This is a genomic window from uncultured Shewanella sp. (assembly GCF_947497935.1).
Classification (GTDB): domain Bacteria; phylum Pseudomonadota; class Gammaproteobacteria; order Enterobacterales; family Shewanellaceae; genus Shewanella.
This window is the reverse complement of the sequence record NZ_CANMIO010000030.1, coordinates 18,576-31,800: the sequence shown is the minus strand read 5'-3', so window position 1 is coordinate 31,800 and position 13,225 is coordinate 18,576. Positions and strand designations below refer to the sequence as shown.

Annotated in this window: 11 protein-coding genes; 4 read left to right on the top strand and 7 right to left on the bottom strand. The window is 45.3% G+C overall.

Annotated features, from left to right (window positions below; translation table 11 throughout):
• Positions 1-329 precede the first annotated feature (329 nt).
• A complete protein-coding gene (locus tag Q1A86_RS20085) occupies positions 330-1,133 on the top strand; it encodes a bifunctional 2-polyprenyl-6-hydroxyphenol methylase/3-demethylubiquinol 3-O-methyltransferase UbiG (protein ID WP_299810909.1) in 804 nt (267 codons plus the stop codon).
• 90 nt (positions 1,134-1,223) lie between these two features.
• Here Q1A86_RS20085 and Q1A86_RS20080 read toward each other — a convergent pair whose 3' ends face one another.
• From Q1A86_RS20080 to hslR, 7 genes are all read right to left on the bottom strand, one after another.
• Positions 1,224-3,059 carry a M14 family metallopeptidase gene (locus Q1A86_RS20080; protein ID WP_299810906.1) on the bottom strand — a complete coding sequence of 612 codons (1,836 nt, stop codon included), beginning with the start codon at positions 3,057-3,059 and terminating at the stop codon, positions 1,224-1,226.
• Positions 3,060-3,274: 215 nt separating this feature from the next.
• Positions 3,275-3,997, bottom strand: a complete 723-nt coding sequence (locus tag Q1A86_RS20075; protein ID WP_299810903.1) for a helix-turn-helix transcriptional regulator — start codon at positions 3,995-3,997, stop codon at positions 3,275-3,277.
• 254 nt (positions 3,998-4,251) lie between these two features.
• Positions 4,252-4,461: a helix-turn-helix transcriptional regulator gene (locus tag Q1A86_RS20070; RefSeq protein ID WP_299810900.1), complete on the bottom strand. Its 210-nt coding sequence runs from the start codon at positions 4,459-4,461 to the stop codon at positions 4,252-4,254.
• Positions 4,458-4,880: a hypothetical protein gene (locus Q1A86_RS20065; protein WP_299810897.1), complete on the bottom strand. Its 423-nt coding sequence runs from the start codon at positions 4,878-4,880 to the stop codon at positions 4,458-4,460. The genes Q1A86_RS20070 and Q1A86_RS20065 overlap by 4 nt, the downstream gene beginning before the upstream one ends.
• 307 nt (positions 4,881-5,187) lie before the next feature.
• Positions 5,188-6,729 carry a phosphoenolpyruvate carboxykinase gene (locus Q1A86_RS20060; RefSeq protein ID WP_299810911.1) on the bottom strand — a complete coding sequence of 514 codons (1,542 nt, stop codon included), beginning with the start codon at positions 6,727-6,729 and terminating at the stop codon, positions 5,188-5,190.
• Between the two features lie 250 nt (positions 6,730-6,979).
• Positions 6,980-7,840: an Hsp33 family molecular chaperone HslO gene (hslO, locus tag Q1A86_RS20055; protein ID WP_299810894.1), complete on the bottom strand. Its 861-nt coding sequence runs from the start codon at positions 7,838-7,840 to the stop codon at positions 6,980-6,982.
• A 16-nt stretch (positions 7,841-7,856) separates the two neighbouring features.
• Positions 7,857-8,255 (bottom strand): ribosome-associated heat shock protein Hsp15, encoded by a 399-nt coding sequence (gene hslR, locus Q1A86_RS20050; RefSeq protein ID WP_299810891.1) that lies wholly within the window; start codon positions 8,253-8,255, stop codon positions 7,857-7,859.
• Between the two features lie 270 nt (positions 8,256-8,525).
• Between hslR and gspC the strand changes: the two genes are divergently transcribed.
• The 3 genes from gspC to gspE all read left to right on the top strand — a co-directional run bounded on the left by gspC (position 8,526) and on the right by gspE (position 13,223).
• A complete protein-coding gene (gene gspC / locus Q1A86_RS20045; protein ID WP_299810888.1) occupies positions 8,526-9,443 on the top strand; it encodes a type II secretion system protein GspC in 918 nt (305 codons plus the stop codon).
• 83 nt (positions 9,444-9,526) lie between these two features.
• Entirely contained in the window at positions 9,527-11,659 is a 2,133-nt protein-coding gene (gspD, locus tag Q1A86_RS20040; RefSeq protein WP_299810885.1) for a type II secretion system secretin GspD, read from the top strand.
• Positions 11,652-13,223 (top strand): type II secretion system ATPase GspE, encoded by a 1,572-nt coding sequence (gene gspE / locus Q1A86_RS20035; protein ID WP_299810882.1) that lies wholly within the window; start codon positions 11,652-11,654, stop codon positions 13,221-13,223. The genes gspD and gspE overlap by 8 nt, the downstream gene beginning before the upstream one ends.
• Positions 13,224-13,225: the final 2 nt, after the last annotated feature.

The window sequence follows — 13,225 nt, the reverse complement described above, 5'->3', positions numbered from 1 at the left end:
TAGAACCTAGAACCTAGAACCTAGAACCTAGAACCTAGAACCTAGAACCTAGAACCTAGAACCTAGAACCTAGAACCAGCTAGTACTCGAGCCTAGAACCTAGAACCAGCTAGTACCCGAGCCTAGAACTTAGAATCTAGAACCTAGAACCAGCTAGTACTCGAGCCTAGAACTTAGAACCTAGAGCCTAGAGTCTGCTAGTACTCGAGCCTAGAACTTAGAACCTAGAACCAGCTAGTACTCGAGCCTAGAACCTAGAGCCTGCTAGTGCTTCAGCCTAGTGTCTGCTAGTTGCCGACTCGGTTTTAAAATCATGTAGGGAAACAGAAATGGATTATTTATCGGTTAACCAGCAAGGGTGGGATAGGCGGGTGCAGACCCATGTCACATCAGAGTTTTATGATGTTGCAGGCTTTCTAAAGGGCAAGAGCTCGCTACAAGAAATTGAGCTAGCAGCGCTAAATGTAATGGGTAAGAGCTTACTTCATCTGCAGTGTCACTTCGGACTCGATACCTTGTCTTGGGCGCGTATGGGAGCTGATGTCACAGGTGTCGATCTCTCCCCCGCGGCGATTACTCAGGCAAAATCTCTCACTGAACAGGCTGGCTTAAAAGCAGACTTTATCTGCAGCGATGTCTATAGCGTCCCTGAAACGGTCACGACTGAATTTGATCTGGTCTTTACCTCCTACGGGGCCATTGTTTGGCTACCGGATCTCGATAAATGGGCACAGATTATCGCGAGTAAGCTGGTGGCTGGGGGCCAATTTTATATGGTGGAGTTTCACCCTGCGCAAGCGGTGTTTGAGGGTTACAGCTATTTTCATCAAGATGCGCCAGATGTTGAAGATGAGGTGACTTATACCGAGAATGCTAGCGACGACACCAATACTTTTATGAGTTGGTCGCACTCGCTATCCGATGTGATTAATGCGTTGATAAAAGCGGGATTAGAGATTAACTCTTTTGATGAGTTCCCTTTTAGCCCTTACGATTGCTTTGAGGGGTTATCTGAAGAAACGCTAGCTGTTGAATTGCCCCAAGGTGTTGAGCTGCGAAAACGATATTTTGTTGAGCAACAAGGGCAGCGTTTACCACTTACCTATGCTATCTCGGCTACCAAAAAGGCTTAATCGTTGCGATAGATTTGCAGCGTATTTGTTTGAAGAAAAACAGCGCCAATAGGCGCTGTTTTTACATGGCTACATAGTCACCCTGCACAACTAGTTTCCCCTAAGGACTGGGTACTTTAGGTATTGGTTATCGTAGTAAGGGCTACGCTCATAGAACCAGCGTAAACGTGCTTTAGGGTTTTCAGCAAATTCTGCATCGCTAAGGGCTTTATCAAATTCGGCCTGTAGTTCAGGATCTTCCTTGAGCATTTTGGCTGCCAGTGGCTCGACTGCGTAGTTTTCAATATATTCGGTGCGAGTAAAGATTGGGTTGAAAAAACCCCATTGAAACAGCGAGTCGGGTGATTGCGGTTCCAATAACAATATGGCTAAGTCACCTAAAGGTTGTTTGGTCGCTATTCGCACCGTACCTGCAGGGAGTTGTGTCTCGACTGCCTGACTGCTCACCTCTGCCTTGACTCGCTGACGGCCTTCGTAATCGCTATTGGCAAAGCTTGGAGTGGCAAATTGATATTGCTGTAGCTTAATCTCAGTCGGCTTAACTAGCGTTGTCATGCGGATACCATGCACGCGCAAACGTTCAATCACCTCATGCCATTGGGGCGGAATGTAATAAGCATCAGGGCGGCTTATTTTAATATCGGCCTTAGTCCCACCAATAACGGGCAAGTTTGGATAAAGTTGTGGCAGACCATTCCAGCGTACAATATCGTTACCACTAATGGCACTTTGCTCTAACGTATAACCTATACCTTTAAAATCCCAGCCTTGAGCTTGCTGCTCCTGTTGCCAAGAAAGAGTTACTCTAGGTGAGTAACGATACTTATCTTGCTGAATAGCAGACTTTAGTTTGGTGCTATCGCTGGCGATGGCCTTAAGGCTGGATTCGAGCATCACATAGGTGCCTAGAACTCTTTGTTTAAAGGGTTTTAGACTGTGGTTTTCAATTAAGATTGTCGGTAGATGGCGAGCGTCGCCATAGCCATTAGAAAAACGTGGGCTAGCATTCCAAAGTGACATGCCCTTGGTGATGTCGGTGTTATCAATCGCGAATACTAAGGGACCGGGTATGTGTCCCTGTTCAGACAGTGCTGACTCGATAATTGGGCGATAGCTGTTCTCTAGCCACTTGTAGATCGATGGGCTTTGGCCTTGGGCTAAGTTATAGCCAAAAGTCACATCATATTGATAGTCGATACCGTCGGTAACATGGACATCGATATAAAGATCTGGTTGCCAAATATTAATAGCTCGCAGCATATGCTGCATCTCAGGTGTGTCTGCCTTAGCGTAATCACGGTTTAGGTTGAGGTTTTGCGACGTAGTGCGCCAGCCCATATTAACCGGACCACGTTGGTTAACGCGGTTATATTCAGTCGAACGCTCATGACCATCGACGCTGAAAATGGGTACGAATAGTAAGTTGGCATTGTCGAGTAACGCAGCCTTGCCGTTAAATACCATGTCACGCAGTAGCATCATACCGGCATCTTTACCGTCAATTTCCCCTGAGTGGATCCCTGCTTGTACGAGTAGTGTTGGCTTACCATTGTTTGATAGCGAGGCGGCGTCTTCAGCGCCCTCTTTGGAGGCGACTATCATCCAAATGTCACGACCCTGAGGGCTCTTGCCAATGCTCACCTTCTTTAGCATCTCGCTATTAGCAATTAACTTATCTAACCAGACAAAGGTTTCATCATAGCTAGGGCTGGTTTTAAGACCATTTTGCTCAAAGGGAGTCGCCCATTTTGCCTCAGGTGCCACGAGCAAAGACTCACTGCCGCCGTGCCAAGGCATGATGGGGGGCAAGATGGTATCGTTAATATAGGTGTTTGCTATTTGGGGGGGTGTCGTATCCGTAGTGGCCGCCGCAAGATTGCTGCTAGCAAGGAGTACGGCGATGGCCGATAGGGGAGTTAAGCGCATGGTTAGGTACCCATTTTTTGAACTGTTTGAATTATTTTTAGACGATTATCTTTCCTTAAACAGACGATAAGTGCAACAGGGGAACTGTGTCTAAATATGCATGAGTGATTATGGCATTGGCTGTTTAGCGCAATTGGGGGAAGAGGCGTATAGGTTTTATTTAGGCGGGTGAAACCCAGCTGATGAGGCTTACAATAGCTAGGCTTAATCTAGATTTACTGCAGTTTATATAATCGTCTTTCAAGGCCAAAGCCGACAACACCAGTAGTAAAAAAAAGTACCCCAAATAGCTGCAACCAAGCATTAATCGGCCTTGAAACTAATACATCCTTATCTAAAAAGTACAGCCGCTTGCCACCTTCAACATCGACACTGAAGCTTTGACCTTTATTGTCAGTAGTGAGCAAGAATTGACTGTCACTACGCATCGTCATTTCGATACTTTTCTTCTCTGTGATTGATCGGCTATTGGCTACAGTAGAGTCAAGGGTGCGCCTCCAAGAAGAAAAAATATCTAATGGCTCGCCAGGCAAGATAACTCCTAAGGATTGGTATTGATATTGCTTTTCTGAGAACAACTGCTGACTAAAACCGCTATAAAAAGTGGTAATGCCTACGATGATTAATGCCGATGCAATGTAGAGAAAGCGCCTTAATGACTGTAGTTTGATATTGCTTCGTTGAGACAAATAATCTTGCAGATCTGGGATTTGATTCAGTTGCTGTCGGTGTTTGTCGCTATCAATCGCTTCGAGGAATTGGCTGGTACTGATAGATAAAGCATTTAATAGGCTTCTAAATACTTCATTTGATGGAATGGATTTATCGTTTTCCAACTTAGAAAGGTAAGACTGTTCGATGCCGACCATTTCTGCAAGTTCAGGTTGGCTGAAACCGCGTGCCGTTCTGAACTGTTTAATCTGTTGTCCCAATGTCATATATCAATCCTTTGTTATCCGTGCTGATAATATTTACTGTTTAAACAGTGACTACTCTTAGGTATTCACGGATAAATATGAAGATGAATATTAAAACATACCAAGGAATATAGAAAGGTGGACTAAATGGAGGCCGAGAAGGGCCGTAGTCGATCTGCTCATAATTTAGCTAGACGTTGAATGCGCTCATTTACAGGTTTAGGAAGTAAATCGCCGCCAAAAGAGAGCGGCTTGTTGATGAACTAATCCTGGCTTTAACTGGTTTCTAATTCTGACTCATCCTCAAAGATGGCCTCTATTGGCATCTCAAATAGTCGAGCAACTTTAAAAGCCAAGGGTAAGCTTGGATCGTATTTACCCTTTTCTATGGCATTAATAGTTTGCCGTGAGACTTCGAGCTTTTCTGCCAGATCGGCTTGGGTCCAGTTGCGCTCTGCTCGGAGCACTTTTAGACGGTTTTTCATCGGTAACTGATCCTTCCTTTAATAATACCTACGATATAGGTCAAAGTGATTAGCACTATGAGGTATGCGGCATTAAGAGGCGGCACAATAGCGCTATTTTCTAGTATTGAATAGCTGGAAAAACTAATAATGGCGACCCCAACAGACAAAGCGAGTGCGTCGAGTTGAACCTTACGCTCCATCTCATCGAGTTGTACCAGAAAATGGCGATAGGCTACTAACATGGCAATACCGATAAGCGTGTGTATTGAAAATACCAATATGAGCAATATTCCGCTGCCAAGTAGTTCATTTTCGCTTAGGTAGGTGCTTATCATTAATGTGAGTGCCCATGCGAGTGCAAGCAGATTAACTCTATTGGCATTTTTGAGATCTCGCTTAGGTAAGCCTTTAGCGCAGATAGCTTCGATAATCTTCATGGTTACGGTTCCTTGTGTATTTAGCTGACTCTCACTTTATTGGTGTAAAGTGTGCTTGACTTACAACTTAGAGGTTTATAGTTGTTAAGTCAAGCCTGCTTTACTTAATGACCACTAGGCTTTACATGGATGACAAAGAGAGCGTGGGGGCTCTGAATTGAGTCTAGTGTTTAAGCTCAATATTAGAATCTAATGTTTGAGTCTGATTTTGTTATGATTTGTTCAAAAAAAATCCCAGCATATCGCTAGGATTTTAATTGAAACTCAGTATTAACTCATGCGCCCTTAAGCGCTAGAGGCGGTCAAATTAAGCGTTAGGACCCGCATTCTTGATTGAATCAGGTACCTGATACTTCTCGAAGTTAGCCTTAAAGCTATCGGCAAGATGCTGAGCAAACTCGGCATACTTAGCCTTGTCTTCCCATGTGTTGATTGGGTTAAGTAGCTTGCTGTCTACACCTGGGATTGCTAGCGGTACATGAAGGTTTAGCTTTTCTAAGTACTCAGTCTCAACATCTTTAAGCTCACCCGATACGATAGCATCGACAATGGCGCGAGTGGTTGGGATATCGAAACGCTTACCAATTCCGTGAGGACCGCCTGTCCAGCCTGTATTAACTAGGTAGACTTGGCTGCCGAAAGATTCGATACGCTTCATCAGTAGCTCAGCGTAAACCCCCGCTGGACGTGGGAAGAACGGTGCACCAAAACAAGTCGAGAAGGTAGACTGAATTGCGGCTGTAGAGCCCATTTCTGTAGAACCAACTTTAGCGGTATAACCTGACAAGAAGTGATAGGCCGCTTGCTCTTTAGTGAGCTTAGAGACTGGTGGTAACACACCAGAAACGTCACACGTTAGGAACACAACTGCGTGTGGTTCTGCGCCACAGTTATCCAGTTTACGCTGGGCGATATGCTCGAGTGGATAAGCGGCGCGGGTGTTTTCAGTCAAGCTTGAGTTGGTGTAATCGGGTACGCGGTTTTCATCGGTAACTACGTTTTCTAGTACGGTACCAAAGCGGATAGCATCCCAGATCACTGGCTCGTTCTTCTGGCTTAGGTCGATACACTTTGCATAGCAACCGCCTTCGATATTGAATACGCCGCCGGGTGCCCAGCCGTGCTCATCATCGCCGATTAAGAAACGCTTAGGATCGGCAGAAAGAGTGGTTTTACCTGTACCCGATAGGCCGAAGAATAGCGTGGTATCGCCATCAGCGCCGACGTTTGCCGAGCAGTGCATTGGCAATACGCCTTTAGCGGGTAGTAGGAAGTTTTGTACCGAGAACATCGACTTCTTCATTTCGCCTGCGTATTTAAGGCCTGCAAGTAGTACCTTACGCTCTGCGAAGTTGATAATAACAGTGGCATCAGAATGAGTGCCGTCACGCTCTGGAATACACTCGAAACCGGGTGCATTCATGATCTGCCATACTGGCTTATCGGCGGCATTGAATTCTTCTGGCACGATGAATAGATTGCGAGCAAATAGTTGATGCCAAGCATACTGAGTCGTGACTTGAACTGGCTGATAATGTTCTTTGCTAGCACCGACTTCGAGGTTTGATACGAAAGTGTCTTTGTCAGCTAGAAAATCTTCGACTCGGTTCCAAAGTGCTGTAAAAACATCGGCTTCGAAAGGTTTGTTAACTGGACCCCATTCGATATCTGCTTCTGAGCCCGGCTCTTTAACGATGAAACGGTCGTTAGGAGAACGGCCTGAGCGTTCACCTGTCTTTGCAACTAAAGCACCATTCGCGGTCAATTCGCCTTCTCCGCGTGCTAACGCAAGCTCGACTAATTGGCCTGTTGAAAGGTTAAGGTACTCGCGGTTTGATCCATCCGCCATAGGTAAGGTCTCCATCTGTGAGGTCATCATTAGGTGCTGATCTATTGCGCCAGCTTATATTTAGGGGCGATTGTAACGTATGCGGATATGAATATGTGCACTAGATCAAAAAAAACTGTGAAAAGGGATGTGGAAACACTTTTCTTGATATTTTTATCTGTTAGAAAGGTGAGTTTTAATCATAAAAAAGGCGCTCTAAGAGCGCCTTTGATCGGTTATTGCTAATCAGATTTGACTAACTCAATATGACTTATTGAGTTACATCGCTGATTGGAGCGTTGGCGAAGATGGCTTCAACATCGATAGCATCGAAGGTGTATTTACTGTTGCAATACTCGCAGCCCATTTCTACTTTGCCTTGTTCGGCTAGAATCGAATCGACTTCTTCTCTCGCAACGGTACGGATTGCTTGAGCACTACGCTCTTTAGAACAAGTACACTTGAAACTAATCGACACAGGATCAAATAAACGCACTTCTTCTTCATGATATAAGCGGTGCAGTACTTCTTCAGCTGGAAGCGTAAATAACTCTTCCTGCTTAACGGTTGCAGTTAATACAGATAAGTGCTCGAACTCTTGGTTGTGATCACCATCGGTAGGTAGCACCTGTAAGAACATGCCTGCGGCTTGTTTGGTATCGGCAAACAGCTTGATCTTGGTTGGTAGCTGTTCAGACTGGGCGAAGTAATCTTCTAGACATTCCGCTAGGGTGTCTTTATCTAGCGCTACCACACCTTGATAACGTTCGCCGTCATCTGGTGTTAGGGTGATAACCATGTAGCCCTTACCAAACATCTGCGTCAGGCTCGCGTCATCGCTAATATCGCCTTCCCAACGTGATACGCCGCGAAGTTGCTGCAGGTTATTACCGTTAATCACAGCTAGTGATACTGGGCCATCACCTTGCAGTTGAATGCTGATATCACCGCTGAACTTCAAGGTTGCAGTTAATAAAGCTGTAGAAGCCATTAGCTCGCCCAATACATGTTGGATCGCTAGTGGGTATTCATGTGCTGATAGCACTTCTTGGTAGCTATTTTCTAGCTGCACTAATTCGCCACGTACACTCGCGTTTTCGAATAAATAGCGATATAGATTGTCTTTAGTCATCTCTTTGTTCCAATTTCTAGCTTTCTTTAAAGCGCATTATTTGACGACGTTGTTTCTTATCCGGCTTCTGATCGGGAGCGGGATTATTAAGAATATTTAAACGTCTTTGCTCTGCATAAGTCTCTCGTTTTGCTATGCTTTGCGGTGTCTCTTCATAAAGGGTTTGTGCTATTGACCCTTTTTGTCGATGTTCTGACAACACTTTGATGACGATCTCTTTTTCATCATAGCCTTGTCTCAATCTGATAGTGGCGCCAATTTCGGCATATTTGCTCGATTTCGTACGCTGGCCGTTATAGTGTACTTTTCCACCATTAATCATCTCTTTTGAGATGGCACGAGTTTTATAAAAACGTGCAGCCCAGAGCCATTTATCAAGCCTTACTTTAATTGCTTGTTGCTCGTTACTGTTCATGAGCGACTCCAGTGATAGATTAACCTTATATAAAGTAGGGGGAAGTTCACAAGCTCAGCAGGAATATACAAAACTTTACTTTCCCGCTGGTAAAATAGTGGCAGGCTTCACACCCTTTTTAGGCGCGTAAAGTTAGCATATTCGGTCAAATATGGCCAACATTGCTGCAGTAATGGGCTTGTTGCCAAAAGTAGTGTAGGTTAGCATGAGTCAGGATTTGCTAAATTATCATAATCAGAACAGAGACCTGTATAGAGGGTCCACATAAATATGGATTTATTAGATAAGTTTTTAACTAAAGCGGCTGGAGTGCCCCAAAAGCCAGTCAGTACGGCGATATTTAGCATTGGGCTAGTCATAGCTCTTTACTTATTAGCGCAAATTACTTGGAAATTAGTACCTGATGACTCGGCCAACGCGCGCTGGGTGCCTACTCCTGTCGCAAGCAATGCGGCGGGTCAAGTCAATATTCTTAGTCTGCAACAACTCTCTCTCTTCGGTAAACCTGATGCCGCGGGTAATAAACCTAAAGCTGCTCCAGTGGAAGAAATCATTACCGATGCCCCGAAAACGTCGCTATCTATCCAGCTAACGGGTGTGGTGGCATCAACCACAGAACAAAAAGGCTTAGCGGTTATTGCCTCTAGTGGTAGTCAAGACACTTACAGTTTGGGTGATAAGATCAAAGGCACTTCGGCTTCGCTAAAAGAGGTCTATGCCGACAGAATTATTATCACTAACAGCGGTCGTTACGAAACCTTGATGCTAGATGGTCTAGAATACAATACTAATGGTGCCGCTAATCAACAGCTGCAAAAGGCTAAAAGTGTTTCTAAAGGGAAGACTATCGACAATCGTAACAATCGCGCCGTAGCGGCCGAGTTAAGCCAGTCTCGGGATGAGATTTTAGCCGACCCGAGCAAGATTACCGATTATTTGTCTATTTCACCGGTTAAGAGCGGTGGAGAGCTTGCTGGTTACCGTCTGAACCCAGGTAAAGATCGTGAACTATTTAAGCAGGCTGGTTTCAGAGCCAATGATTTAGCGAAATCAATTAATGGTTATGACCTGACTGATATGGGGCAGGCGTTAGAAGTGATGGCGCAGTTACCCGAGATGACCGAGGTTGCCTTAATGGTCGAACGTGATGGTCAGCTAATCGAGATAATGTTTAGTCTGCCGCAATAAATACGTAGCAGAAAATAACAATAGAATTTGCAGTAATACACATTGAGTTTGCCGCAACGAAAGGGTTTAGGGGAAGTATAACAATGAATAATAAGCGGATTAGACGCAGATTAATCGCCGGTATGGTTATGGGGGCTTCACTATTAGCTCCACAGCTTGCATGGTCTGAACAATATGCGGCTAACTTTAAAGGCACTGATATTCAAGAGTTTATCAATATTGTTGGTAAAAACTTGAATCGAACTATTATTGTCGACCCAACCGTTCGCGGAAAAATCAATGTTCGTAGTTACGATCTACTTAACGACGAACAGTACTACCAGTTCTTCCTCAACGTATTACAAGTCTATGGCTATGCCGTTGTCGAGATGGACAACAACATCATTAAGGTGATCAAAGATAAAGATGCTAAAACCGCATCAATCCGCGTTGCCGATGATAATGCACCAGGCCTAGGCGACGAGATGGTTACCCGTATCGTTGCACTCTATAACACCGAAGCTAAGCAGCTTGCTCCTCTATTACGTCAGCTAAATGATAATGCTGGCGGCGGTAACGTGGTTAACTACGATCCGTCCAATGTATTGATGATTTCAGGCCGTGCCGCAGTGGTTAATAAGCTGGTTGAAATTGTTCGCCGGGTTGATAAGCAAGGTGATACCGCTGTTGAAGTGGTTAAGCTTGAATATGCTTCAGCCGGTGAAATCGTCCGCATCGTCGATACTCTTTACCGTTCAACTGCTAACCAAGCACAAATGCCAGGCCAAGCGCCAAAAGTTGTTGCCGATGAGCGTACTAACGCCGTGGTGGTGAGTGGTGATGAGAAGAGTCGTGAGCGTGTGGTTCAGCTAATTAAAAATCTAGATGCAGAACAAGCAACCACGGGTAACACTAAGGTTCGCTACTTGCGTTACGCCAAGGCAGAAGATCTGGTTGAAGTCTTAACAGGTTTTGCTGAACAACTTGTCGACGATAAAGGTACACCACAAGGTGGCGGCAGCAAACGTCGTAATGAAATCAATATTATGGCGCATACCGATACCAACGCTTTGGTGATCAGCGCTGAGCCGGATCAGATGCGCACCATTGAGAGCGTGATTAATCAGCTGGATATTCGCCGTGCGCAGGTACTGGTTGAAGCGATTATCGTAGAAGTTGGCGAAGGTGATGATGTTGGTTTTGGTGTGCAGTGGGCAACTGAAGCTGGCGGTGGTACTCAGTTCAATAATCTTGGCCCAACCATAGGTGAGATTGGTGCCGGTGTTTGGCAGGCTCAAGGTGAAGAAGGTTCAACAGTTTGTAACGACGGTACTTGTACCGAGAATCCAGACACCCGTGGTGATATTACCTTACTTGCTCAAGCACTGGGTAAGGTAAATGGTATGGCGTGGGGCGTGGCTATGGGCGATTTTGCAGCCTTGATTCAAGCCGTGTCGAGCGATACTAAATCAAACGTTCTTGCTACACCGTCTATCACAACGCTTGATAACCAAGAAGCCTCATTTATCGTTGGCGATGAAGTACCTATTTTAACCGGTAGTCAAAATTCGAGTAACGGCAACAGTAACCCATTCCAAACGGTTGAACGTAAGGAAGTGGGTGTAAAGCTTAAAGTGGTACCTCAAATTAACGAAGGAAGCTCGGTTAAACTGACAATCGAGCAGGAAGTGTCAGGCATTAATGGTAAGACTGGTGTCGACGTCACCTTCGCCACTCGCCGTTTAACCACTACCGTCATGGCTGACTCTGGTCAGATCGTGGTACTAGGTGGTTTGATTAAAGAGGAAGTACAAGAGTCGGTGCAGAAAGTCCCGTTCTTAGGTGATATTCCGATTATTGGTCACCTGTTTAAGTCCTCTTCTAGTGGTAAGAAAAAAACCAACTTGATGGTATTTATCAAGCCAACAATTATTCGTGACGGCATCACCATGGAAGGCATTGCGGGTCGTAAGTATAACTACTTCCGTGCATTGCAACTTGAGCAGCAGGAACGTGGTGTTAACCTTATGCCAAATACTCAGGTTCCGATCTTAGAAGAGTGGAATCAAGCTGATTATCTACCTCCAGAAGTCAACGAAGTGTTGAATCGTTACAAAGAAGGTAAAGGCTTAGACACTAAGATGCGTGAAACGGATCCGGCGCTAAAGTCTATCTCGACTAGCAAAGAATCCGATAAACAAGGCACCGACACAGATAAAGAAACTTCTGATGAGTGAGAATTCAATACAAGTCGATGAAGAGCTAGCGCAGGTCTCTAATGAGCTTGGGTTAGTGTCTGAGGAAGAAGCCGATCAGCTTTTTCATTCAAACAGTAAAGAGCGTTTGCCATTTGCTTTCGCACATAGATTTAAGGTGGCGCTAACCGCTGATGAAAATAATCAGTTGTCGCTTTATTATGCCCAAGGTACTCCTTTAGCATCTTTGCTTGAGGTGCGCCGTTATTGTGGTAAAGAACTGCCTTTGATTAAGCTTGAAGACACAGCCTTTGAGGCGCGTCTTACCCAAGCCTATCAGGCAAATTCTTCTGAAGCGCAGCAGATGATGGAAGATATTGGTAATGAGATGGACCTGTTCACTCTTGCCGAAGAACTGCCGCAAACTGAAGATCTACTTGAGGGCGATGATGATGCGCCGATTATTAAGTTAATCAACGCACTACTGTCTGAAGCGATTAAAGAAGAAGCCTCTGATATTCATATCGAAACCTATGAGAAGCAACTTGTTGTGCGCTTCCGTGTCGATGGCATTCTTAAAGAGGTCCTCAAACCTAACCGTAAACTGTCTTCGTTATTAGTATCGCGTATTAAAGTTATGGCGCGTCTCGATATCGCCGAAAAACGCGTGCCGCAGGATGGTCGTATTTCGCTGCGTATTGCGGGGCGAGCCGTAGATGTGCGTGTATCGACGATGCCGTCTAGTCATGGCGAGCGTGTGGTACTGCGTCTATTAGATAAAAACGCGGGTAACTTGGACTTAGAGCAGCTAGGTATGACCGAAGCGGTTCGTCATCAATTTGATGAACTGATCCGTAGACCACACGGTATTATTTTGGTGACCGGACCAACGGGTTCGGGTAAGAGTACCACTCTCTATGCCGGCCTTACCGAAATTAATTCGAAAGATACCAACATTCTTACCGTCGAAGACCCGATAGAATATGAACTCGAAGGTATCGGTCAGACTCAGGTAAACACTAAGGTCGATATGACCTTCGCCCGCGGCTTACGTGCTATTTTGCGTCAAGACCCTGATGTGGTGATGATTGGTGAAATTCGAGATCTTGAGACTGCGCAAATTGCGGTTCAGGCATCGTTAACTGGTCATATGGTTATCTCAACGCTACATACCAATACTGCATCGGGTGCGATTACTCGTCTGCAAGATATGGGCGTAGAGCCTTTCCTCGTCTCTTCTAGCTTGCTGGGCGTCCTCGCTCAACGTCTTATCCGTACCTTGTGCCCAAGCTGTAAAGAAGCACACACGCCGGATAATCGTGAAAGAGAGCTTCTCGGTATTAGCGCTGACGATCCGCGTGTAATTTTCCGCGCTAAGGGGTGTCAGGCTTGTGGTCACAATGGTTATCGTGGTCGAACTGGTATTCATGAATTACTTATCGTCGATGATCATGTGCGTGAGCTTATTCACACCGGTCGCGGTGAGTTAGCGATTGAAAAACATATCCGTCAATCTGTGCCGAGCATTCGTCACGACGGTATGAGTAAAGTGCTTGCGGGTAAAACAACCCTAGAAGAAGTGCTGCGTGTCACTCGAGAGGAGTAAGC

Bases quoted from the DNA above. Each gene is read 5' to 3' on its own strand.
- Q1A86_RS20085 (WP_299810909.1), top strand. From the start codon at position 330: ATGGATTATTTATCGGTTAACCAGCAAGGGTGGGATAGGCGGGTGCAG.
- Q1A86_RS20080 (WP_299810906.1), bottom strand. From the start codon at position 3,059: ATGCGCTTAACTCCCCTATCGGCCATCGCCGTACTCCTTGCTAGCAGC.
- Q1A86_RS20075 (WP_299810903.1), bottom strand. From the start codon at position 3,997: ATGACATTGGGACAACAGATTAAACAGTTCAGAACGGCACGCGGTTTC.
- Q1A86_RS20070 (WP_299810900.1), bottom strand. From the start codon at position 4,461: ATGAAAAACCGTCTAAAAGTGCTCCGAGCAGAGCGCAACTGGACCCAA.
- Q1A86_RS20065 (WP_299810897.1), bottom strand. From the start codon at position 4,880: ATGAAGATTATCGAAGCTATCTGCGCTAAAGGCTTACCTAAGCGAGAT.
- Q1A86_RS20060 (WP_299810911.1), bottom strand. From the start codon at position 6,729: ATGGCGGATGGATCAAACCGCGAGTACCTTAACCTTTCAACAGGCCAA.
- hslO (WP_299810894.1), bottom strand. From the start codon at position 7,840: ATGACTAAAGACAATCTATATCGCTATTTATTCGAAAACGCGAGTGTA.
- hslR (WP_299810891.1), bottom strand. From the start codon at position 8,255: ATGAACAGTAACGAGCAACAAGCAATTAAAGTAAGGCTTGATAAATGG.
- gspC (WP_299810888.1), top strand. From the start codon at position 8,526: ATGGATTTATTAGATAAGTTTTTAACTAAAGCGGCTGGAGTGCCCCAA.
- gspD (WP_299810885.1), top strand. From the start codon at position 9,527: ATGAATAATAAGCGGATTAGACGCAGATTAATCGCCGGTATGGTTATG.
- gspE (WP_299810882.1), top strand. From the start codon at position 11,652: ATGAGTGAGAATTCAATACAAGTCGATGAAGAGCTAGCGCAGGTCTCT.